Source organism: Roseiflexus castenholzii DSM 13941 (genome assembly GCF_000017805.1).
In the GTDB taxonomy this organism is placed as follows: domain Bacteria; phylum Chloroflexota; class Chloroflexia; order Chloroflexales; family Roseiflexaceae; genus Roseiflexus; species Roseiflexus castenholzii.
Window position 1 is genome coordinate 1,058,732 of record NC_009767.1, and the last position, 24,013, is coordinate 1,082,744.

Consider the following 24,013-nt stretch of genomic DNA (forward strand, 5'->3'; position numbering starts at 1 on the left):
GCGGCGAGCGGGAAGGACTGCTTGCACTGAAGATGCGTCGCCCGTCCTCAAAGGTCTTCATTCTTTGTATCCTTCGTAGATTATCTGTGGGCGCCTAATGCAAAAAGAGTGAGCACGAAGATGCAATCCAAAACAATGGCCGCGCTGGTTTGGTTGGGACCGCGCAAGATGGAGTTGCGGCATGAACCTGTGCCGACGCCGGGACCGGGCGAGGTGCTGGTCGCAGTTGCAGCGGTCGGAATCTGTGGGTCGGAACTGAGTGGTTATCTGGGGCAGAACAGTCTGCGCCGACCGCCGCTGATTATGGGGCACGAGGCGGCAGGACGGATCGCCTTCGACTACGACACGCCGCTGAGCGATGGCTCGCCGGCGCGGGCAGGCGCACGGGTCACGTTCAATCCATTGCTGACGTGCGGTGTGTGCGATCTCTGCCGGGCAGGGCGAAGCAATCTGTGCCGCAACCGGCAGTTGATCAGCGCTCACCGTCCGGGTGCATTTGCTGAGTATGTGTCTGTTCCTGCTCGTCTGTGCGTCCCTCTGCCGGATCATGTGTCGCTGACCCTGGGTTCGCTCACCGAACCGCTGGCGTGTAGCGTGCGCGCCGTGGCACATGCCGGAGCGCCGCGACGCCTCGTCATACTCGGCGCCGGGCCAATTGGGTTGCTCTGCCTGGTTGCGGCGCGCGCTGCCGGCATCGAGTCCATCCTGGTGAGCGATGTGTCCGACCGCCGCCTGGCGGTTGCGCGCGCCTGGGGCGCAACCGCAACCGTTAATGCCCGTGGTCATGTTCTGGCGGCGGTGCAGGAATTTGCGCCGGGCGGCGCTGATGCTGCCATTGACGCTGTGGGGTTGACGGTGACGCGCGAGCAGGCGGTGCGCGCCGTCATTCCCGGTGGGCGCGTCGTCTTCATCGGATTGCACGAAGAAGAGTCGATGGTTGCTGCCAATTATATCGTGCGCCAGGAAATCACCGTGACCGGCAGTTTCACCTACAGCGACGCCGACTTCACGCGGGCGCTCGACCTGCTGGCGACCGGTTGGGTGACGCTCGACGATGACTGGCTCGAAGAGCGACCATTAGCGGCGGGACCGGCGGCATTCGAGGAGTTGCTGGCGGGAACGACGCGCGCGGCGAAGATTGTCCTGCAGATGAGAGAATAATGACCAGAGCAAACGACTGAGTCTTTCACCGGAAAAGTGAGACAATTGTGAGACAACCAGGGGCGCATCACTGTGCGTCCCTATGTTTTTGTCGGAATATCGCTATGATACCAATTACCTGTGAACATCCGGCATTGTCACCCCGAGCAGAGCGAGGGATCTTGCGCGACCCGCTTAGATTCCTCGCTGCGCTCGGAATGACAAGTCGCTGCACTCGGAATGACAAGAATGCGGCATCTTCAATCGTCATTGGTAGAGTTATTTTGAAGTCGGTGTTTTCGGCGTCTGGCACTTTTGCTAGAATAATGTTAGATATATGTTAGAAAGGTGCAAGAACAGGCGTGTTTCGGGTGATAGAAGTCTTGCAAGTCATTCCATGACGTGATATACTGAAAAGGCGAGAAAAAATTGGATGGTGCATTCAAAGCATATAACGCATTTTCCAATAGATCTCTCGTGGAAGGAGGTTGGCTATGGCGCCGTTCTTGATGGCTTTCTTCACCATCGTGCTCATCGTCGCCACGTTGTACTTCCTGTCAATGATCATGTCGGGCAAGCCAGAGTCGCGGTAGTCGGATGAAGGCAGCGCCATACGCCAGAGAGCGGCATTTCCCTGGTTGTATGGCGTTACTGCCGGCAAGCAGTGCAGACGGGGCAGGCAGCGTCGCCTGCCCCGTCTTCGTTGGCGCTGTGACCCTGAGCAGGGTCCGGCATTGATCTGGCATAGAGACCACGGATTGATGCTGAGGCGACGGATTCATGCAGATCGGCTTGTATGAGCGGTCCATCCGATTGATGCACGTCCGTCTCGATCGGTGGGAATCCGTGTACTCCCCCACACGGTACGATTCAGGTCATCCAGACGCGCTGTCAATTCATACCTACATCCCACTGAGCGTGCGTGCCTTGACGTTACCGCCGCATCATCGTATGCTCACATCGAACTCACTCGATATTCCGTGATGGAAGCGCATGTGATACCAATTACCTGTGACCATCCGGCATGGTCACCCCGCGCAGCGCGAGGGGTCGTGCGCGACCCGCGCAGATTCCGCGCTGCGCTCGGAATGACACGCATGCGGTATCTTCAATCGTCATTGGTATGACATGAGATGGCGTGAAGAGCAGGCTTTTTTCGACCGGCTGGCCGATTCCTGGGATGCCATGGAGCGTCCTGAAACCCTGGCGCGACTGACTGACATCATTACCGGGCTGGGTCTTTCCTCTGGCGCGCGGGTGCTCGATGTCGGCTGTGGCACGGGAGTGCTGTTTGCACTCCTTCGATCATGCATTGGCGATAAGGGGTTGCTGATAGGGCTGGATGTCTCCAGGCGCATGCTGGACTACGCCGTCGCCAGAGGTGATGCGGATTTGTGCATACAGGCGGACGCCGAAAACCCGCCGCTGTGTGATCGGATGTTCGACTGGATCATCTGTAATGCGGTCTTACCACACTTCACCGACAAGGCGGCGACCTTACGCGCGCTGTGTCGTTGCCTGGCGCCGCACGGTACACTGGTCATCTGCCATGCGAACAGCCGCGAGATGATCAATGCAATTCACCGGCGAGCAGGTGGCGCAGTGGCTGATGATCGCCTGCCCGATCCTGCAACCCTGACGACGCTTCTGCTTCAGTCCGGGTTGTCTCCGGTGCATACTCTGGATGGCATTGATCGCTACGTGATGATTGCCCGTCCGATGATTGCGAGATAGCGCGTGGGAAACGCGGCTGAAACCGGTTACGAACCTTTAACCTCCTGCCATATCCTCTTTTCTCCATAGCGCACTCCAGCGTGCTAGGATTGTGACGGACCGCGCAGCATACCGGTGCAATGTAAAGTATTTGCACGCGCTCTGTGCATCTTATGCGCTGTTTTGACGCAGTGCGTTGATTATGATATGCTACAGAAGCATTGACACATCTGCTATCATTTGCCCAATGCCGCGCAGTGATGCGCCCCGCCTGAGTCGCACGTACCCCTCATTGTGGCGGATACCTGAACGAACTCCATCATAGTTCTGGCCCTGAGGCCCTGGGGAGATCCGTATGACCGAAGCCATTCGTGAGATTTACTGGAACGTCGGCGAGACGCTTGGCTCATTGACCGTGTACGGTTCTATGCTCATCGTCCTGGCAGTGATGACGTGGGGCATCCTGCGCGATGTCAACCGCTGGCGCAAAGGGCGGCCCGATGCGCGAATCAACAACCTTGGCGCGCGCGTGGTCGAGTTTCTCGTCCAGGTGTTTGGTCAGAAGAAGACCCTCAAAGACCGACGGCCGGGCATCATGCATGCGCTGGTGTTCTTCGGTTTTCTGGCGTTGTTCATCGGCACCGATATTATCGCCGTTGAGGAGGATTTCACCATTCCGCTGATGGGGAAGGATGCCGGGAAAATCCTGGTCGGGGAGTTCTACAAGAACTATGAACTGATCATGGATTTCATGGGGCTGGTCTTCATTGTCGGCATTCTCTGGATGGCATACCGCCGTTACACGAAGCATCCCGACCGGCTGCACAACCGGCGCACCGATCTGTGGGCGCTGGCGGTGCTGGGATATATTGGCATCAGCGGCTACTTTATCGAGGGGTTGCGCCTGGCGAATCAGACCATCGGCGGCATTCCGGTCATCACGCAGGACTGGGCGCCGCGCGCCTTCGTCGGCTATGGTCTGGCGATTATTTTCCGCAACATCGGATTAGGTGACGGCAGCCCTGTCGGTCTGGGGTTGCACCTGTTCTTCTGGTTCAGCCATACTCTGGTCACCGCCGCCTTTCTTGCATCGATCCCGTTCTCGAAACTCCAGCATATCTTCTACACGCCGCTGAATACGTTCTTCCGCGATCTGGAACCGAAAGGGGCGCTGACTCCTATTCCCAACCTGGAGGCTGAGATCGAAAAAGACGAGCCGCGCCTTGGTGTTGCGACGCTGGCGGATTTTACGTGGAAGCAACGGCTCGATTTCGATGCCTGTATGCAGTGCGGGCGCTGTCAGTCGAAATGCCCGGCGTATGCGTCGGGATCGCAACTCTCTCCGAAGTTCCTGATTACCAAGATGGCGAATCTTCAGCGCGGCGAACCGGTATTGCTCCACGACGGCAGCCTGGGGCGCGCCCATACGGTGTTGACAACCGACCAGTACAATGAGGCGCCCAAGCCGGTCGCCGAGCGCCAGCCGGTCTATGCGAAGATTGATGGCGACCGTGAGACGCTGCCGTTGATCGAACATGAAATCTATACCGAAAATGAAATCTGGTCCTGCACGACGTGCCGGGCCTGCATGGAAGAGTGCCCGGCGATGATCGAGCACGTCGATCTGATCGTTGATGTGCGCCGCAACCTGACGATGATCCAGAGCGAGGTGCCGTCGAATGTCAAGCGTGTACTGGAGGGCATCGAGCGTGCCGGCAATCCGTGGCGCCTGCCGGCGCGCGAGCGCACTGCCTGGACTGATGGACTGGATGTGCCGACCATGGCGGAAAAGGAGAGCGCTGAGGTGCTCTACTGGGTCGGCTGCGCACCCGCCTACGATGAACGCTCAAAGCGCGTCGCCCGCGCGATGGTGCAACTGCTGACGCGCGCTGGCGTCGATTTTGCGATCCTCGGCGAGGAGGAGAGTTGCACCGGCGACCCGGCGCGGCGTATGGGAGAGGAGTTGCTGTTTCAGGCGCAGGCGCAGGCGAATATCGAGACGATGCACCAGTATAAGTTCAAGAAGATCGTCACAACCTGCGCCCACTGCTTCAACACGCTCAAGAACGAGTATCCGCAGTTCGGCGGGCGCGCCGGCATCGATTACGAGGTTATTCACCATACCGATCTGCTGGCGCAACTGGTGCGCGAAGGTAAACTCACGCCGAAGCGACCGATCGAGCAGAAGGTTGTCTACCACGATCCGTGCTATATTGGCCGCTACAACGACATCTACGACGCACCACGCGATGTGCTGCGCGCCATCCCTGGCGTGCAACTTGTCGAAGCGCCCGACTGGAACCGCGAACGCGCAATGTGCTGCGGCGGCGGCGGCGGCAATGTCTGGATGGAGGGATGGGGGAAACGCGGTGTGAATGCTATCCGCCTGGAGCAGTTGATGCAGGAGAAGCCGGAAACGCTTGCGCTTGCCTGCCCCTTCTGCATGGTCATGTTCGAGGATGCGGCAAAGAACGCCGGTGTCGATGAGCAGTTGGCGCGCAAGGATATGGCGGAATTGTTGCTCGAGTCGCTGGAGTAGGGGTGGGAGAACCGAGAACTGAGAACTGAGAACCGAGAACTGAGAACTGAGAACCGAGAACTGAGAGCCAGGCGCAAGGTGCAATGGAGGGGCAGGATTCCGTGCCTGCCCCGCGCTGATCTTCGCCAACCAAAAAACGGCCGCTCATGAGCGACCGTGAAAGAGGAGGTATGGCGGCGGCAATGTCTGGTGCTATCGTGTCGGTTCGTGCTTTATCATTGTGTCTGGCCGCCGCGATATCTATTTCACTCTACTAGACGCACCGCACCCCGAAAAGGATGCTGTTGAAAGATAAGAGATGCATTAGAAACCGCGCTGTGCGCAACAGTGTGTGACATTTGCTATAATGCGGGCGGAATACGCATCGTCTCATACCAATGACCTGTGAACATCCGGCATGGTCACCCCGCGCAGCGCGAGGGGTCGTGCGCGACCCGCGCAGATTCCTCGCTGCGCTCGGAATGACAAGGCGCTGCGCTCGGAATGACCAGAATGCGGCATCGTTGATCGTCATTGGTATCAGTAGACAGAAGAGGTCCTGGATGACCGTGCAACCGCACCGGCGCGCTGTACTCTTTGTGACGTGCATTGTCGATCAAGTCCATCCCAATATCGGGTTGGCCGCCGCAGAATTGCTCGAACGGCAGGGGGTCGAGGTCGTTGTTCCACGCGGGCTGACGTGCTGTGGGCAGATGGCGTTCAATGCCGGGTTCCGTGATGATGCCTATGCGGTCGCAGGGCGGACTATCGAAATCCTGCGCAACCAGGGAGATGTCGTGCTTCCGTCCGGTTCGTGTGGTGCGATGATCCGCCATCTGTACCACGAACTGTTCCACGGCACACGCCACGAGGCCGCCGCGAAAGAACTGGCGCAACGCACGTATGAACTGAGTGAATACCTGGTCGATGTGCTCGGTGTCACCGATGTTGGTGCGCGCTACGATGGGGTCATAGCAGTTCACGACGCCTGTCATGGTCTGCGCTACATGGGTTTGGGGCGGCAGGCGCGCATCCTGCTCGACCATGTCGCTGGCGCGCGCATTGTGTCATTGCCGGGCAGCGATGAGTGCTGCGGTTTTGGTGGTCTGTTTGCCGTTAAGCAGCATCAGATTTCTGAAGCGATGTTACAGCGCAAACTGGCGCATATCGCCGAATGCGGCTGCGACCTGGTAGTGACCGGCGATTCGAGTTGCATGACGCAGATCGCCGGTGGTCTCAGTCGGTCGAAGTCGCGGGTGCGGGCATGCCATCTCGCCGAGGTGCTGGCGAACAGGGTTGGGTTGGGGGGGTAGAGGTTAGGGGCGCGAGAGGGAAAGGGCAGAACCGATGGCAACACACACGATTGCGTTTGTTGAGCGGGTTGACGGTGCGTTGCACGATCCGTCGTTGCAGACGGCGCTCGAGCGGGCGACGACGCGCTTTATCGGCAATCGCGCGAAGGCGGTTGCCGACGTTGATAACTTCGAGGCGCTGCGCCATCAGGCGCGCGCCATTCGCGCCGGGGCGCTGGCGCGCCTCGATGAACTGCTGGCGCGCCTCGCCGATAATGTCGAACGCCACGGCGGGCGCGTTTGCTGGGCGGAAGACGGCGCTGCGGCGCGCCGGTATATCCTCGACCTGGCGCAGCAGCGCGGGGTGCGCACGATCGTCAAATCGAAGTCGATGGCGTCGGAAGAGATTCACCTCAACGAAGCGCTCGAACACGCCGGGCTTGAAGTGATCGAAACCGACCTTGGCGAGTATATCATTCAACTTGCGGGAGAAACGCCGTCGCACATTATCGCTCCTGCAATCCATAAGACCCGTGAGCAGGTGCGCGATCTGTTTGTGCAGCACCTGGGCATGGAGCCAACCGACGATATTCCAACGATGACGCGCACGGCGCGCACGGCACTGCGCCAGCGCTTCCTCCAGGCGGATATGGGGATCAGCGGGGTCAACTTCGGAGTTGCCAATGAGGGCGCGATTGTGATTGTCGAAAATGAAGGCAATGCCCGCCTCACCACTACAGCGCCACGCATTCATGTTGCGATTATGGGTATCGAGCGTATCTGTGAGAGCTTCGATGACCTTGGCGTGTTGTTGCAGGTGCTGGCGCGTTCGGCAACCGGTCAGCGCCTCTCGGTCTACACTTCAATCATCAGCGGACCTCGCCGTCCTCACGAACCGGATGGACCGGAAGAGTTTCACCTGGTGCTGCTCGACAATCGCCGTTCGGAGATCATTGGTGGGAAATATGCTGAGGCGCTGATGTGCATCCGTTGCGGCGCCTGCCTGAATGCCTGTCCGGTCTATCAATCTATCGGCGGGCATGCGTATGGCGGGGTCTATTCTGGTCCGATCGGCGCTATTCTGACGCCGTTGCTGCAACCGGACCTTCCAGATGCGCACAAACTGCCGCATGCGTCGAGCCTGTGCGGCGCGTGCGAATGGGCATGTCCGGTCAAGATCGCCATCCCCGATCTGCTGCTGCGGCTGCGCGCCGATGCGGTGAACAATGGCAAGTACGAGGGATATGAACCACCCGCCATGTTCGGTTGGCGGCAGGCGATGATGAACCCGGCGCTCTATCGTCTGGGTGGCAAAATGGCATCGTTCGGGACCCATCTGCTGGCGCGGAACGGTCAGGTGCGCTGGTTGCCGCCGCCGCTCGATGGATGGACGAAGCAGCGCGATTTTCCACCATTCGCGCCGAAGACCTTTACCGAACTGTGGGAAGAGCGCAAGAAGCAGGGGTGAGGGTTGGATCGCTATATCTGCATTCACGGGCATTTCTATCAACCGCCAAGAGAAAATCCGTGGCTCGAAACCATCGCGCCGCAGCACTCCGCCCATCCGTACCACGACTGGAATGAGCGCATCGCTGCCGAATGCTACACCCCCAACACGGCGTCGCGCATTCTGGATGGCGACGGTCGCATTGTTCACGTGGTCAATAACTACGCGCGCATCAGTTTCAATTTTGGTCCGACCCTGCTCGCCTGGCTCGAGAAGCACGTTCCTGCCACCTATCATGCCATCATCGAATCCGACCGGCAGAGTCGGTCGCTCTTCTCAGGGCACGGATCGGCGATTGCTCAGGCGTATAACCATATGATCATGCCGCTTGCCAACAAACGCGACAAGCGCACGCAGGTCATCTGGGGCATCCGCGATTTCGAGCGGCGCTTTGGACGCATGCCGGAGGGGATGTGGCTGCCGGAAACCGCTGTTGATATCGAAACCCTGGAAACGCTGGCGGAGTGCGGCATCCACTTCACCATCCTGTCGCCCTATCAGGCGCGCGCAGTGCGGAAGATCGGCGCAACCACATGGCAGGATGTCGGCGGCGGCAAAATCGATCCGACCATGCCCTATCTGCAACGACTCCCTTCAGGGCGCTCGATTGCCCTTTTTTTCTATGACGGTCCGATCGCGCGCGCCGTCGCATTCGAAGGTTTGCTCTACAACGGCGGCAACTTTGCCCATCGCCTGCTCGGTGGATTCAACGGACGAGCAGGACCGCAACTGGTGCATATCGCCACCGATGGCGAAACCTACGGGCATCACCACCCGCGCGGCGACATGGCGCTCGCCTATGCGCTCTACTACCTGGAGCGCGAACGGATGGCGCGTCTGACGAACTACTCTGAGTTCCTCGCCATTCACCCGCCGACGCACGAGGTGCAGATCGCCGAACGCACCTCGTGGAGCTGTTTCCATGGCATCGAGCGCTGGCGCAGCGACTGCGGATGCAGCAATGGCGGGCGCGAGGGATGGAAACAAACCTGGCGCGCCCCCCTGCGCGCTGCGCTCGACTGGCTGCGCGACACCCTGGCGGCGCGGTTCGAGGCGCTTGCCGAGCGACTGCTCCTCGATCCGTGGGCAGCGCGCGACGACTACATCCAGGTGGTGCTCGACCGGTCACCGGAGTCGATCAACACCTTCCTCGCCGAACATGCCACGCGCGAACTGAGCGCTGAAGAGCAGGTTGAAGTGTTGCACCTGCTCGAAATCCAGCGCCAGGCGATGCTGATGTACACCAGTTGCGGCTGGTTCTTCGCCGACATTTCAGGGCTGGAAACCGTTCAGGTGCTGCAATATGCAGCGCGCGCGATTCAACTGGCGCGCACGCTCGACGGCGAGGACCTGGAACCGGAGTTCTTGCGGCGGCTGGCGGAAGCGCCGAGCAATCTCCCGCAGTTCGTCAACGGTCGTGGCGTCTATGAGCAACTGGTGCTACCGCACATCGTCGATCTGCGCCAGGTCGCGGCGCATTATGCCGCCACATCGCTCTTCAATGTGCAGAGCGAACCGGGGAAAGTGTACTGCTACACCGTCGAGCAACGCCGGCATCGAGTGATGGAAGCCGGTCATGCGAAACTGGCGTTGGGCGTGGCGCGGGTGACTTCGACCATTACGCTTGAGTCGGCGGAACTGCGCTATGGGGTTTTGCACCTGGGAGACCAGAACCTGATCGGCGGGGTGCGCACCGAAGATGGCGCAGCCAGTTATGCCGATCTGCTCCACACGATTTCGCCCGCCTTCGAGCGTGCCGATCTGTCCGGGGTCGTCCAGGCGCTGACCAATCACTTTGGTCGGCTCGATTACTCGCTCAAGTCGGTTTTTTACGATGAGCAGCGCGCGATTGTCCAGGCGATTCTGACGCCGGCGCTCGAAGAGACCGCTGCTGCCTATCAGCGCCTCTACGACCGGCATACGCCGCTCATTTCGTTCCTGACGAACCAGGGCATCCCGTTGCCGCCGGAAGTCGCCAGGGCTGCGGAGTATGCCATGAGCATGGCGGTCTATCGTGCGCTGACGACGGATCCGCCGGATTTCGACCGGTCGCGGTCGCTGATCGACGCAGCGCGCCGGGCAGGCGTCTCACTGGCGCGCGAGCCGTTGATCGGCGAACTGCGCCGCTTGGTCGAACAGGTTACCGCGCGGCTTCTGACCGATCCTGAATCATCGGCGCTCCTCGACCGCCTGTTGAACCTGGCTCGGTTGGTGCGCGCGCTGCCCTTCGAGATTGATCTCTGGCGCGCCCAGAACGACCTCTTCGCCATTCGCGCAACTCACTACGCTGCCCTGGCAGCGCGCGCGCTCACCGGCGATCAACGCGCGCGCCTCTGGACCGACCGCTTCGCAACGGCGGCGATGCTGCTCGGCATCAGTATGAGCGGGCATGGAAAGTGAGACGAGTCCTGGCGCCATCCGTCGTGAAGAGCGCACGGACTCACGCGGATGCCACAGATTCGCGCAGATCCGCCTGGCAGTGAAGGTTATCGATCCGTGGCATCCGCCTGAACCAATCTCTGTGCTCCCAAACGCCACGCATCTAGAGCGCGCAAGCGTCTTGACGATGTGTGCCTGCACCCGGATGCGACTCGGGCGGGCTACAATACCAGAAAAAGTGCGTGAAAGGCAGGCGCCTATGACTGTATCAGACCTCCGCGACACTCTTCCCGTCGTTGCCGTCGCCACACCGATGATCGGACCACCGCAGGGTCGCTGGACATACGCCGACTATGCGGCGCTGCCGGAAGACGGAAACCGCTACGAGATCATTGCGGGAGTGCTCTACATGATGCTGGCGCCAGAAATTGAACATCAGATGACCAGCAATCGTATGGCAACATTTCTGACGATCCACATCCAATTTACCGGTCTTGGCGCGGTTCTGACTGTGCCCACTGATGTCGAACTGGCGCTCGACACTGTGGTTCAGCCCGATATTGTCGTTGTTCTGAGCGCCAATCTCGGCATTATCACCCGTAGTCGCATCATTGGCGCGCCCGATCTGGTTGTGGAAATCCTCTCCCCCGGCACAGCGGGGTATGATCGGCGCGAGAAGCAGGATGCGTATGCGCGCGCTGGCGTGCATGACTATTGGGTTGTTGATCCGGCGGCGCAGACTGTGGAGGTGCTTACTCTGGATCGGAGCGCCTACCGCTCGCGCGGCGTCTTTCGCGGGCAGGCGCGCTTACCGTCGCAGACGGCGCCGTTGCCGATTCCGGTCGAGCGGTTCTTTCAGGAGTGAAACGAACCTCAAGAAATAATACCAATGACGATTGAAGATACCGCATTCTTGTCATTCCGAGCGCAGCGAGGAATCTGATCGGGTCGCGCACGACCCCTCGCGCTGATCGGGGTGACCATGCCGGATGGTCACAGGTCATTGGTATGAACTCCTCCAGGTGATACAGCGCCACGTTCACTCCATCGCCGCAGACGCTCCTTGCGCCAGGTTTGAGACACTCGAGTTGTCTGCGAACGGCTACAGCGTCCAACGGTTCGCTCTGTGCTTCAATGTATTGACCGCATATAAGGACTGTCAGACGATACGATCGAGATAGACATCGGGTCGCCATCGTTCAGGTTCATCGCCGCAGGCGCGTCGAGCGAATGGCATGCGCCGATGCCAGGCGCGCACCCCCTGCGTCTGACAGCAGAATGATCTCCACATTGACACCAGCGGCTTTGATCGTTTGCACGGCTTCGACGCACGCCGCCGGAGAACCGGGGTTGTTCAGTTCTCGCGTGTTCTGTTTCATCAACGTCAGATCATCACCATCCTATCATAAACCCTCCAGCGATCGCAGCAACGGTCAGCAGACTGAATCCCAGTTCCTGAACTCCCACAATTGCGGTTGGCGTCGCCAGACTATGGGGGAGCAGTCCGATCACCGCGCGCCCCAGGAGCACGCCGAAGGCTATTGTCGCCAGCCAGGGAACCAGCCCGATTGCTGCCAGCCCGGCGACTGCCGCCAACGCGATGGCGTGCGCCAGATACACCGACGCGCGCGCAGTGGGGATAGTGCGCGCCAGGCGGATGCGGGCGCGCACATAGATGATCGCGGCGGTCGCTTTGAGCGCCAGCAGAAGCCAGAGAAGCAGTGCCGGAACGATGTGCCATCCACCGCACAATGCCAGCGCCGATGCCAGCGAAGCAAGCGCATTCGCGCCACAGATTTCCGCCAGCAACGAACGGCTCTGTTTGAGCAAATCGTAGCGAAACTGAACAAGCGCGAGCGGCGCCGCCAGCAGCAGCGGCAGCCAGAACGGATGCGTCGTTGTCAGCCAGGCAGCGAGGAACGCCAGCAGCGCACTGACGCTGTACAACGCGACGAACCGCTCCGCCCACGCGGTGCGCGGGTAGCGTTTGCCGCGCTGCCGATCACCGAGCGCAAGTTTGAGCGGCTGGCGCGTCAAAAAGACTCCCAGTGCCGCCAGGCTGAGCCAGACGCCGGCAACTGACGGCGCCACCCATAGCCCAAGAATGATCGGCGCGCCAAGAAACCCCCAGCCGCCATGTTCGACGGGGAGCGCAATCGGGCGCAGACGCACCGAACCAGGAGATGTTTCTGCCATACACGCCTCCTCACACTACCATTTCCAGCCCAGGCGCACCAGTGGTCGCTCATGTGGCGTCCAGGGCCAGGGAATGGCGGCAAAAGCAATGAGCAGGCTGACCGAGAACAACAATGCAGCGCGCCGGTGGCGATCCGCATCCTGGCGCCCCCTGCGCGCCAGCGCGCTGCCCAGGTGCGTCAGACTCAGCGCCACAAACATCTGTACGCTGTGTTCAACGACAAAAAAGCGGAGCGACGGTTCGCGCATTACCACATTCAGGTTTGTCCATGCCAGTTGCGCGACCGAGTCCGGCAGGCAGTAAAAGACCCCGCCGATCAGCAGTTGCAGCGAGAGCGCCAGGGCAAACCAACGCCCGGCGCGCTGATCGGCGGGAGTCCACGGGCGTCTGCCGAACCAACCTCGATAGGCGCGGTACAATGCCCAGATCGCGGCGACCAGCGTCACCCAGCGCATCAGGTTGTGGAGTGTGAGTATGGCAAGATACACCACGTGGTCACCGTGCCCCTTTCAATAATAACAGCAGCATGATCACCGGAGTCCTTGCCTGAATGCTATGCGGCAAATGCGCTGGCATGTGCACCCAGGTGTTCGGACGCGCATCGATGGTCTCATTGCCCAGCGTCACGCGCGCTTCACCCTGGACGAAGTGCATGATCGCCGGCATCGATGCAGTGTGCTCGGAGAGTTCCTGCCCGGTGGCAAAGCCGAACAGCACCGCTTTCAATCGGTCGTCCTGGTAGAGGGTGCGGCTGATCGTCCCGTCTTCGGGGATCGTGACCTGTTCTGCCAGGTCGAGAAATGTTGTGGCGTTCATAAAGCCTCCGGTTTGACCGCTATGAGCGAGATTGCCATCAGATGATCCTGATGTGCGCGAAAGACGCGCCGCATTGCCAGAACACGCTGACGAGCCGCCGGTGTGCGGAGAATATTGAAGAAGATCCGCAACGCCCTTCCCAGCCCTTCGTCCTGGATCAGGCGCCTGGGTTCCAGCAGATGCATCGGTGCAGTGAACGCTGCGCGCACCTGAAACCCTTCAGTTTCCAGGACAGCGCGCCATTCCGAAGAGGTCAGCGGACGGGCGCCAACGCGAATTGCCGCAGAGAGATCGCGGAGAATGGCGTCTTTTTCCGCTTCTCCCAGATCGTCAGGGGTCAATCCCAACTCGTGGATGCCGTACCGTCCACCAGGTTTCAGTATGCGATACGCCTCACGAACGATCCGCATTTTCTGACCTGGCGTGTGCATGGTAAGCATCGCCTCGCCGCAGACGACCGTCGCCGAAGCGTCTTCCAGTCCGCTTTTCTCGGCGCTGCCGACAAGACATCGATAGCGCGGGTCGGACAGACATGCACGAACACTTTGGGCAGCGGCTTCATCGCGCTCGATGCCGGTGTACGATGCTGGTTGCCGCGCCAGCGCCAGGCGCGCGGTCACTCCCAAACCCGGCGCAAACTCGATCACATGATCGCTCGAGTCGATGGACAGCGCATCGAGCATGCTCCGGGTCAACTCGAGACCACCGGGGCGCAGCACGCGCTTACCCATGCGCGCCAGCAGCCAGTGCCCGGGCATCTTTGCGATATCCAGATGGGCGCCAGGCAGATGTGTCGCGGTTTCTTCCGGCATAATACCAATTCCTTTCCTATGAACATCCGGCATGGTCACCCCGAGCAGCGCGAGGGGTCGTGCGCGACCCGCTCAGATTCCGCGCTGCGCTCGGAATGACACGCATGCGGCATCTTCAATCGTCATGGGTATAAGAAGGCTTCTTTCCCGCATCGCATCCGTATGCATTCATGCGATGCGCATGGGAAAACCACCGGAGGCTGCGTTCACGGAGCGATCAACGTGAACCATTGCGCTGGCGCACCACAGGCATGCCCGCTGACGATTGACACGTTTCCCAATTCAGGCGTTCCAGGGTGCGCATCGCAATCTCGATGATCGCAGCGCGCGCTGAGGGAGGCAATGATGAAGGGAAGGACTCCTGATCGCCGGAAAGTCGGGCAAGTTCCTCATCGAGCAGGCGATTGACCATTGCCGTCAGGCGATGGTTGGGCGGCACGGAACCAAGAGCAGGCAGCATAACGCCCCTCCTTTACGATACATCTTCCGTCGTGCGGCGGTGCGGTGATGGTGCGCTTCGGCGGATGTGCGACCGAACCGCCTCGTGTTTGGCTTTGTGCAGTTTGGTCGGGCGCTGCCGACGCCACGCCTGGATGCGCGCGGCAGTCGTGATCCCAATGAGATAGCAGCACAACGACAGAATGCCCAGCGCAAGCGCAAGCTGGAGCAATGTCGTCCAGTCTACCGACGTTTCGCCAGGCATCGTGGTCTCCTCATACTTCACGAACAGGATGGGCGGCGGTGCTCGCAGAGTGCTTCATCCGGCGCTCACGCCGCTGCATATATTCCGCCAGGTAGTAACTGCCGATGACGAAGATTGCCGCAGCCGCCTGGAGTCCGATGCCTTCCCATGTCGGATACAGACCAAACCAGAACCCTGCCCAGTACGGCAGCTCCAGCCAGCGAATCGGATGGATCGGCAGCCATCCGATCACCTGCGTCACATTGACCGTCTTGCCCACCATCTGGAGCAGCACGGCGCCGATCAGCACCCCCGTGACGATCAACATTTTCTTGTGCGGCAACTTCGCCTGCATCACAAACACTGCCAGACCAACGAGCAGCGTCGCAATCAGACCGATCGCCACACCGGCAGACACGACAGTGACACTGCCTTCCAGGGTCAGCGCCTGAAGAAACAGCACGGTCTCAAACCCCTCACGATAGATACTGGCGAAGCCAAGCGTCATCAAGCCGAGCCATTGCCCTGCCTGCCCGCTGAGAATGCGTTTCTTCTGCTGATGGAAGTTTGCCATCCAGTCTTTCCAGTACACATCGTGGAAGAACCAGTTCGTGATCAGCAGCAGGACTGCAATGGCGATCAGCGACACAATCGCCTCAAGCGTTTCGCCAAAGCGCGCCATCGCCATCAGCGCCTCCTGGGCCAGCACCCAGGTTACCACCGTCGCAACAAACGCCAGCGCTGTGCCAATCCAGAGTGGTTTGCGGAAACGACGCTGCGCGCCGATTTTGAGACTGCCCATCAACGATGCCAGAATGAGGACCGCCTCCAACCCTTCGCGGAAGACGATGACCGCTGCATTGGCTGCAATCGCGCCCGGAGCATTTTTTCCCGCCAGCGTTTGTTCGGCTTCCGCCAGCGCCTGATCGAGCGCGATGCGCGTGGCGGCGATCTCGGCAGGCGGGGCGCGCCGTTCGATCAGGTGCGCCAGACCTTTGCGGTTCCCCTGACCATACCAGAAATACCCTTCGATAAGCGGTTTATACTGTGGCGCAAATGCGATAAGTTTTGCTTCTGGACCGATCTCCATGATGGCATAGGCTTCCAGGCGCGCCGACTCTGCCAATTCGTACTCGCCAGCCCGAACCGCCTGCTCCATCTGGTCGAGCGCCGTGCGGATGACATCGAAATCGGCGCTGCTATCCTGCTTTTGCCATTCACGTGGGAGCAGCGTTGTGAGATTGGAGAGCAGATCGGTCGTTGCACGCTTCACTGCTGTCGGGTCGGCGACAGCGCTGCGATTGCCGGCGCCGGCGAGCATTGCGCCGAGCGTATCGAACTGCCCGGCGACCCGTTCCGTCAATGCAGGATGACGTTGTTCCAACAGATCGCGCAGATCGGTAAAGGCGGCGAATGCGCCGGCGTGGAATGTGATCGCTTCACGAATCTCGAGCTCGGTCGTGACCTGTCCATTGCGCACACCCCGCTCATACTCGACCGGCACAAGGTGCAGGAAGCGCAGCATCTGACCGGTGCGGCGCTTCTGTTCCGCCGGGCTAAGCGGCGCTGCACGAAATCCACGCAGGGTTTGTTGCACGGCTTCCAGAGGAATGGTGAGATTAACTCCTGCCAGCGCCGCCTGCCGCAGGCGTTCAAATGCCGCATACGCGGTATTGGCGGCAGCATCGCCGCGCTGTTCGGCATACGCCGGCGCAAGCAGCGTAAAATAGCCCTCAGCCAGCGCCGCAGCCTCGGCGCGCCGGATGGCGAAGTCCTGCTGATCGGCGGCGATCAAGGTCTGTAACGCTTCGTTCAGACGCGCCTGATAGGTATCAAGCAGGTCTGACTGAACGGCCGGGATCGCATCGGCAATGGGGATGGTTTGCGTGGCAGCATCGTAAACGGCGCGAGCGGCATCGGCATTCGGACGCGAGAAACGTGTGGCATGGCGGAACTCGCGCACCGTCAGCCATTGGCGTGCCGTATCGGCATCACCCGCTCGAAGCGACCCAACGACGATATCGTACCCTGCGGCGAGCACTGCTGTCCAGATACGCGCTCGTGCATCGGCGAAGACAGGCATATCGCCGATAGTGAGAGCCTGCTTCGCGTCGGAGAACCCGGTGCGCGCGCGCGCATCGGCGGCTGGCGCATAGGCGGCAATAGTCGGTGCGAGTAAGCGATAGGCGTCGTGCGCCTCCTCCATGCGCGCGCGCGCGCCGGTCGGATCGGTGTGCATCTGCATCTGCGCCTGGAAGAGCGCTGCACGGATCCGTTCAGCCGTCCGACCGGGATCGGGCGACTGCGCCAGCGCCACGTGTGGCGCCAGGAGTGCGACGATCAGAACGCCTGCCACTGCGAAGCGCTGCCATGAGCGCATAAGGTCGCCTCTTTCACTCAACAATCTTCACTCCCAGGATGCCCGCAACCTGACTGATCTGTCCGGTGATCGCTGTTGCACGGTTTTGCGCTTCGGCGCCAAGCGTATCCGCCTCTTCAGGCGTGAAACGTCTGCCATTCTGCTCCTGAGCGGAGACGTCGGCGACGAATGCTTTCAGATTGCGCAAGTCGGTTGCGATCTGTTCCGCCTGTGTCGGATCGATTGATTCGACACGCGGACGAACCTGCGCATACACGACCTCCAGACCGCCAAGGATGTCCTGAATGTCGGTAAGGCGCGAAATAACATTGAAATCGCGCTGTGTCGAGGCATCGCCGGAGACGAAGCGCGAGTCGCGCCAGGAGGCGAAGTATTCGCTCATCGTTGGAACCATGACTACCAGCGCAGTAAAAGCGTCCGATTCGGTCGGCGTCCATGCCTCAGCGGCGACGTGCAGATCATTCGCCATCTGCGTCAGCATGTCCACGCTGGCTTTGAGCACACTGGCATCAGGAAGGGTTTCGCCGAACTCGATGATGCCATCGCCATTCCAATCGGCGGTGACGCCCGATGTGAACGCCGGCTCGGTTCCCCAGAGCGTGCCTTCTGTGACACCGAAAAGATTGCCGGGTTTGGGGAGCGTTCGTCCATCGGGAAGCGTCAGATCGAACGACACGGCATTGTTGGGGTCCTCATTGCCAGCCGCACCCGCATCGATATCAACATCGAACTGCGAGAGGTCGGGAGTTCCGGCAACGATTCCTTCCATCTTCTCGTAGATCGGGCTTGCTTTCATCCACGCGGCGCGAGCAGATTCAATTGCAGCGATGGCTTCCTGCCTGCGGTTGGTCCACAGAGCGCTGTAATCGAAGTTCGTTTCCTGTGCCAGGGCATAGTAGCGATCCGATGCCGCCTGAATCTCGGCAGCGGCGGCGGTGAGCGCGCGTGTCTGCCCTAGCAGATACTCCTTGATGCCGCTGAGGTCGGTGGCGGCAGCGGTTGGCGCCGGAGGAGACGCCGGTGGCGCCTGACTACAGGCGACAAGCGCCCAGAGAATGAACGGAACGATCACGAGCAAACGCAACCGGTGCGCCATACGCTCTCCTTCCCAGGGGTATGCGGCATGCCTGTCGAGGCGCGTCGCTCCCAATCATAGCGACGTTTCAAATGTTTGATGTTAGCATATGCTAATAAAATCGATTTGTCAAGATAAAACAGCGAAAATAGACCGACACATGACTTGCACATGTTCTATGCTATAATGTCGTCCACTTTTACCGTTTCGCGCAGCAGCATCCCACAGCAAGGCACATGCAACACCGGGAAAGAGATCGCCATGCCTCACGATGCTCTGGTTTCTCGCACGACGCTCATCACGCGCGACGCCGCCGATCCGCTGGCGCGCTTTCGCGATCTCTTCCACATGCCTGATGATCTCATCTACCTGGACGGTAACTCCCTCGGTCCCCTGCCCAAACGCACCGTTGAGCGCATGCAGCAGGTCGTGCAGGACGAATGGGGGCGCCTGCTGATCCGGGGATGGACGGCGTGCGACTGGATCAATGCTCCGTCGCGCATTGGCGGCAAGATCGCGCGCCTGATCGGTGCGCACCCCGACGAGGTGATCTGCGCCGACTCGACCTCGGTGAACCTGTTCAAGACCCTTGCGGCAGCGCTGGCGCTGAAGCCGGGTCGGCATGTGATCCTCTCGACGCCGGATAACTTTCCGACCGACCTGTACATGGCGCAGGGGTTGATCCGGCATCTCGGCGGCGTTCACGAACTGCGGCTGGTAGACGGTGAGCGGATCGAGGATCATCTGAACGATCAGGTCGCTGTGCTCCTGCTGACCCACGTGAACTATAAAACCGGGCGCATGTACGATCTGGCGCATCTGACGCAGCGGGCGCACGCCTGTGGAGCGCTGACGCTGTGGGACCTGGCGCACTCGACTGGTGCAGTTCCGATGGACCTGAATGGCGCAGAGGTTGATTTTGCGGTCGGGTGCGGCTACAAATATCTCAACGGCGGTCCCGGCGCGCCTGCCTATCTGTTCGTTGCGCGCCGATGGCAGCCGGTGTTCAGTCAACCGCTCTCCGGGTGGATGGGGCATGCCACGCCCTTTGCCTTCGATCCGGTGTACGAACCTGCGCCGGGGATCGGGCGCTACCTGTGCGGTACGCCGCCGATCCTCAGCATGGCAGCGCTCGAATGCGGCATCGATCTGCTGCTCGACGCCGATATGCAGCAGATTCGGGCAAAATCACTGGCGCTGACCGACCTGTTCATTCAGTTGGTCGAGATGCGCTGCGCCGGGTATGGGCTGGAACTGATGACGCCGCGCGACCACGCTATCCGTGGCAGTCAGGTCAGTTTTCGCCATCCTCAGGGGTACGCGCTGATGCAGGCGCTGATCGCCGCAGGGGTTATCGGCGACTTTCGCGCGCCGGATATTGTGCGCTTCGGGTTTGCGCCGCTCTACCTGCGCTTCGTCGATGTGTGGGATGCCGTTGATCGTATGCTCCACATCCTCGAAGCGCGCGCGTGGGATCGGGAGGAGTTTCGGCAGGTGAAGCAGGTGACATGAGGAGAGAGGTCAGGAGTCAGGGGTTTGATCCACAAGATCGGCGAAAATGATGAAATATAACCCTTAACCCCTCCTGACCCTTAACCAACCTCCAACGCCTGCCGCAGATCGGCAAGAATATCGGCGACATCTTCGATCCCCACGGAGAGTCGCACCATAGCGTCGCTGATACCGCGTTCCTCGCGTTGTTCTGGCGTCAGTTCGCGATGCGAGGCGACAGCCGGCGCGCTTGCCAGGGTGTAGACATCTCCCAGGGTCGTGGCGGGCAGAATGAGGCGCAACGTATCGAAGAAGCGCGACAGCGTCGCGCGCGTTGCTTCCCGCAGCTCAAATGTGACCAGCGCCCCATACAATCCGCCGAACGCCTCAGTCGCCAGCGTGTGTTGTGGGTGCGTCTCCAGCCCAGGGTAATGCACCGACGCGACCGCCGGATGCGTTGTCAACCATTTGGCGATCTCAGCAGCGGAACGGCACTGTTGCCGCACGCGCAATGCCAGCGTCTTCAATCCGCGCAGGATCTGATACGCCTCGAACGGTCCCAGAGTAGCGCCCAGCAACCGCGCCTGACGGCGTAACGTATCACGCACCAGGGAAGTGCGCGCCACGACTACGCCGCCGGCGGCATCGCCATGCCCGCTAAGATACTTTGTGGCACTGTGAACGACCAGGTCGGCGCCAAGGGTCAACGGTTGCTGGAGAATCGGCGTTGCGATCGTGCTATCCACGACCAGGCGCGCGCCTGCCGCGCGCGCGCGCTGCGCCAGTGCTCGAATGTCCGTGACGCGCAAGAGCGGGTTCGATATCTGCTCGACCAGAACCACATCGGGTCGAACAGTGTTCAGCGCCGCATCGACGGCATTCAGGTCGCACATATCACAGGTTGCAATCTGCGTCCCGCGCACGGCAAAGAACTCCTGGAGCATCAGCGTTGTTGCGCCATACATATCGCGCGCCGCCAGGATCGCGCGCGGCGCGGGCGCGGTAGCGCCGCGCGGTGTGCCGGCCGCCAGCAGCGCCGCATACAGCGCCGCCATCCCCGACGCAAACACAGCCGCGCCCGCGCCGCGCTCGGCAATCGTCATCGCTTCTTCCAACGCAGCCACCGTCGGGTTGCCATGACGGGTGTATACATAGCCGCTGTCGCTTTCGAGCGCCTCATCGAGCGCGGTGAAGTCGGCATGCAGATATGTGGCGCTGGTATAGATCGGCGTCGTCGTTGGTGTGGCGTCAGGCGCCGGCGCGCGTTCGCCGGCATGGACCAGTCGAGTCGGCAAATGCCATTCAGGTTGCTGATTGCTCATGGTCAAACCCCGGTGAAATATGTTCACGCTATCTTATCATGCTTCTATGCAATTTATAGTACAATGCGCAGAAGCGCAGATACAGAGTCACAGCAATAGCCGTTCGTTTTCGGATTTCCCACAATCTCTGGAAACAGAGGCAGGAGTTGGTGCATCTTCATATGGATAAAAATCACATATGAGGGTAAATAAAGCGTGCCATCGTTCACGTCCGGTGATTGGTACGGACCAGGGATGTCGGTCCAGGACGACGATCTGCCGCTGGACTCGTGCAATGTCGCTCAGGGTCTCGCCATTTTGTAACGTGTCGCCAGGAGTGTTATGAGCCGGGTTATCGAGTTGCTGCAAAGCAGGGAGTATCGCACGAAACTGGATCAGTGCATTCACTGCGGCCTCTGCCTTCAGGCATGCCCAACCTACGACGTTTTCGGTACAGAGATGGACTCGCCGCGCGGGCGGATCGCGCTGATGCGCGCTGTCAGCGACGGCAGGATTGCAGAAGAGCAGGTCAATGGCGCATTTGCCACCCATATCACGCGCTGTCTGGCGTGCCGCGCCTGTGAGACCGCCTGCCCGTCCGGCGTGCAGTACGGGGCGCTGCTCGAACCGGCGCGCGAGTTGGTCGAGCAGCATCGCTCCGTCTCGCCGACTGAACGGGTGCTACGCTGGGCAGGGCTGCATCAGTTGATGCCCTATCGTGGACGCCTGAAACTGCTGGCAGCGACATTGTGGCTCTATCAGACCACCGGACTCCAATGGCTCGTTCGTCGTGTGAATGGGTTGCCGCCGCATTTGCGAGCCATGGAATCGATCATTCCGCCGCTCACGCCGCGCTATGTCGATTACCGCGCGCCTGCTCCCGCCGTCGGTGAGCGGCGCGGACGGGTGGCGTTCGTGATCGGATGCATTCAGGAAGCATTCCTGGCGCCGGTCAATCAGGCGACGCGCCGGGTGCTGCGGCGCAACGGCTTTGAGATCGTTACGCCGATGGCGCAAACATGCTGTGGTGCGGCGCACGCGCACGTCGGGGAACTCGATGCCGCGCGCGCGCTGGCGCGGCGCAATATCGATGCGTTTCTGGCGGAAGATGTGATGGCGATCATCGTCAATGCCGGCGGGTGCGGTCTGGCATTGAAGGAATATCCGCACTTGCTGAAAGATGATCCGATCTACGCTGAACGAGCGCAGCGCTTTGCGTCACTGGTGTGTGATGTGAATGAGTTTCTCGCCGATCACCTGCATCGACCGCCGCGCGGCGAGATGCGCATTCGCGCAACATACGTCGATTCGTGCCACCTGCGCCACGGGCAGCGCATCTCACGCCAACCGCGTGATCTGCTCCGCACCATTCCCGGCTTAGAACTGATCGAACTGCGGCAACCCGACCGCTGTTGTGGCAGCGCGGGTGTCTACAACATCGCCCAACCCGAGATCGCCGATCAGGTGCTCGACGCCAAGATGAAGGATGTTACTGCTACCGGCGCAACGCTGGTGGTCACCACCAATACCGGTTGCCACCTGCAACTGATCGCTGGCGTGCGCAGGTCCGGGTTGAGTGCCAGGGTGATGCATGTCGTCGAAGTGCTTGATGAGTCGTATCAGCGTGAGCAGATCACACAGGGGCGCTAGTGCAGTGCTCGTGCTTCTGGAGCCATCCAGGTCTGTCGGACGGCAGGCGGAGGGCGCAAGCGCGTGACAGCCGGGGCGCGTCGGGTCCAATCCGTCTGCATCCGTTGCGATCCGCGCGTCTCCGTGTTCTATCATACCAATTCCCTGTGACCATCCGGCATGGTCACCCCGAGCCGCGCGAGGGGTCGTGCGCGACCCGCTTAGATTCCTCGCTGCGTTTACCCTGAGCGAAGCGAAGGGCTCGGAATGACACGCATGCGGCATCGTCAAGCGTCATTGGTATCACCTCGCGCCTCGTGCCTCGCGCCTCGCCCCTCTCATACCAATTCCCTGTGACCATCCGGCATGGTCACTCCGAGCAGAGCGGGGGGCTTGCGCGACCCGCTTAGATTCCTCGCTGCGCGCGGAATGACCAGTCGCTGCGCTCGGAATGACACGCATGCGGCATCGTCAAGCGTCATTGGTATCACCCCGCGCCTCGTCCCCCGCGCCCCGCGCCTCGTCCCGCGCGCCCCGCGCCCCGCGCCCCGCGCCTCGTGCCGCGCCCCTCGCGCCCCGCGCCCCGCGCCCCTCGCGCCCCGCGCCTCGTCCCTCGCGCCTCGTCCCTCGCGCCTTGCCCCTCTCATACCAATGCCCTGTGCATATCCGGCATGGTCACCCCGTGCAGCGCGAGGGGTCGTGCGCGACCCGCGCAGATTCCTCGCTGCGCGCGGAATGACCAGTCGCTGCGCTCGGAATGACACGCATGCGGCATCGTCAAGCGTCATTGGTATCACCCCGCGCCTCGTGCCGCGCCCCTCGCGCCCCGCGCCTCGTCCCGCGCGCCCCGCGCCCCGCGCCTCGTGCCGCGCCCCTCGCGCCCCGCGCCTCGTCCCGCGCGCCCCGCGCCCCGCGCCTCGTGCCGCGCCCCTCGCGCCCCGCGCCTCGTCCCTCGCGCCTCGTCCCTCGCGCCTTGCCCCTCTCATACCAATTCCCTGTGCACATCCGGCATGGTCACCCCGAGCAGCGCGGGGGGTCGTGCGCGACCCGCACAGATTCCTCGCTGCGCTCGGAATGACCA

At 61.0% G+C, this 24,013-nt stretch carries 19 protein-coding genes; 9 read left to right on the plus strand and 10 right to left on the minus strand.

Annotation, left to right across the window (positions count from 1 at the left end; translation table 11 throughout):
• Positions 1–120 precede the first annotated feature (120 nt).
• From RCAS_RS04130 to RCAS_RS04160, 7 genes are all read left to right on the plus strand, one after another.
• Positions 121–1,161, plus strand: coding sequence for a galactitol-1-phosphate 5-dehydrogenase (locus RCAS_RS04130; protein WP_012119354.1), 1,041 nt, complete (start codon positions 121–123; stop codon positions 1,159–1,161).
• Positions 1,162–2,268: 1,107 nt separating this feature from the next.
• Positions 2,269–2,874: a class I SAM-dependent methyltransferase gene (locus RCAS_RS04135; protein WP_049768790.1), complete on the plus strand. Its 606-nt coding sequence runs from the start codon at positions 2,269–2,271 to the stop codon at positions 2,872–2,874.
• A 334-nt stretch (positions 2,875–3,208) separates the two neighbouring features.
• The gene (locus tag RCAS_RS04140) at positions 3,209–5,392 is read left to right on the plus strand and encodes a heterodisulfide reductase-related iron-sulfur binding cluster (RefSeq protein WP_012119356.1); all 2,184 of its coding nucleotides are present in this window, start codon (positions 3,209–3,211) and stop codon (positions 5,390–5,392) included.
• Between the two features lie 542 nt (positions 5,393–5,934).
• Positions 5,935–6,684 (plus strand): (Fe-S)-binding protein, encoded by a 750-nt coding sequence (locus tag RCAS_RS04145; RefSeq protein ID WP_012119357.1) that lies wholly within the window; start codon positions 5,935–5,937, stop codon positions 6,682–6,684.
• Between the two features lie 34 nt (positions 6,685–6,718).
• Positions 6,719–8,131 (plus strand): LutB/LldF family L-lactate oxidation iron-sulfur protein, encoded by a 1,413-nt coding sequence (locus tag RCAS_RS04150; RefSeq protein ID WP_012119358.1) that lies wholly within the window; start codon positions 6,719–6,721, stop codon positions 8,129–8,131.
• A gap of 3 nt (positions 8,132–8,134) precedes the next feature.
• Positions 8,135–10,570, plus strand: coding sequence for a DUF3536 domain-containing protein (locus RCAS_RS04155; RefSeq protein ID WP_012119359.1), 2,436 nt, complete (start codon positions 8,135–8,137; stop codon positions 10,568–10,570).
• Between the two features lie 238 nt (positions 10,571–10,808).
• Complete coding sequence (locus RCAS_RS04160) at positions 10,809–11,414, plus strand: Uma2 family endonuclease (protein WP_012119360.1); 606 nt, start codon at positions 10,809–10,811, stop codon at positions 11,412–11,414.
• 340 nt (positions 11,415–11,754) lie between these two features.
• Here RCAS_RS04160 and RCAS_RS24860 read toward each other — a convergent pair whose 3' ends face one another.
• The 9 genes from RCAS_RS24860 to RCAS_RS04200 form a co-directional block, all read right to left on the minus strand.
• Positions 11,755–11,928, minus strand: a complete 174-nt coding sequence (locus RCAS_RS24860; protein WP_157042539.1) for a hypothetical protein — start codon at positions 11,926–11,928, stop codon at positions 11,755–11,757.
• A gap of 13 nt (positions 11,929–11,941) precedes the next feature.
• A complete protein-coding gene (locus tag RCAS_RS04165) occupies positions 11,942–12,745 on the minus strand; it encodes a YwiC-like family protein (protein ID WP_012119361.1) in 804 nt (267 codons plus the stop codon).
• A gap of 15 nt (positions 12,746–12,760) precedes the next feature.
• Positions 12,761–13,234, minus strand: a complete 474-nt coding sequence (locus RCAS_RS04170; RefSeq protein WP_232280163.1) for a hypothetical protein — start codon at positions 13,232–13,234, stop codon at positions 12,761–12,763.
• A gap of 7 nt (positions 13,235–13,241) precedes the next feature.
• Positions 13,242–13,562, minus strand: a complete 321-nt coding sequence (locus RCAS_RS04175) for a cupin domain-containing protein (RefSeq protein ID WP_012119363.1) — start codon at positions 13,560–13,562, stop codon at positions 13,242–13,244.
• On the minus strand, positions 13,559–14,374 hold the full coding sequence (locus RCAS_RS04180; protein WP_041330193.1) for a class I SAM-dependent methyltransferase: 816 nt from the start codon (positions 14,372–14,374) through the stop codon (positions 13,559–13,561). The genes RCAS_RS04175 and RCAS_RS04180 overlap by 4 nt, the downstream gene beginning before the upstream one ends.
• A 217-nt stretch (positions 14,375–14,591) precedes the next feature.
• Entirely contained in the window at positions 14,592–14,834 is a 243-nt protein-coding gene (locus tag RCAS_RS04185; RefSeq protein ID WP_012119365.1) for a hypothetical protein, read from the minus strand.
• A 12-nt stretch (positions 14,835–14,846) separates the two neighbouring features.
• The gene (locus RCAS_RS04190) at positions 14,847–15,077 is read right to left on the minus strand and encodes a hypothetical protein (protein WP_012119366.1); all 231 of its coding nucleotides are present in this window, start codon (positions 15,075–15,077) and stop codon (positions 14,847–14,849) included.
• A gap of 10 nt (positions 15,078–15,087) precedes the next feature.
• Complete coding sequence (locus RCAS_RS04195; RefSeq protein WP_012119367.1) at positions 15,088–17,436, minus strand: FTR1 family iron permease; 2,349 nt, start codon at positions 17,434–17,436, stop codon at positions 15,088–15,090.
• A 13-nt stretch (positions 17,437–17,449) separates the two neighbouring features.
• The gene (locus RCAS_RS04200) at positions 17,450–18,532 is read right to left on the minus strand and encodes an EfeM/EfeO family lipoprotein (RefSeq protein ID WP_012119368.1); all 1,083 of its coding nucleotides are present in this window, start codon (positions 18,530–18,532) and stop codon (positions 17,450–17,452) included.
• Positions 18,533–18,772: 240 nt separating this feature from the next.
• Between RCAS_RS04200 and kynU the strand changes: the two genes are divergently transcribed.
• Entirely contained in the window at positions 18,773–20,023 is a 1,251-nt protein-coding gene (gene kynU / locus RCAS_RS04205) for a kynureninase (RefSeq protein ID WP_012119369.1), read from the plus strand.
• 80 nt (positions 20,024–20,103) lie between these two features.
• On the opposite strand, the gene RCAS_RS04210 is transcribed toward kynU, so the two are convergent.
• Entirely contained in the window at positions 20,104–21,324 is a 1,221-nt protein-coding gene (locus RCAS_RS04210) for a trans-sulfuration enzyme family protein (RefSeq protein ID WP_012119370.1), read from the minus strand.
• Positions 21,325–21,645: 321 nt separating this feature from the next.
• Between RCAS_RS04210 and RCAS_RS04215 the strand changes: the two genes are divergently transcribed.
• Positions 21,646–22,953 (plus strand): (Fe-S)-binding protein, encoded by a 1,308-nt coding sequence (locus tag RCAS_RS04215; RefSeq protein ID WP_012119371.1) that lies wholly within the window; start codon positions 21,646–21,648, stop codon positions 22,951–22,953.
• Positions 22,954–24,013: the final 1,060 nt, after the last annotated feature.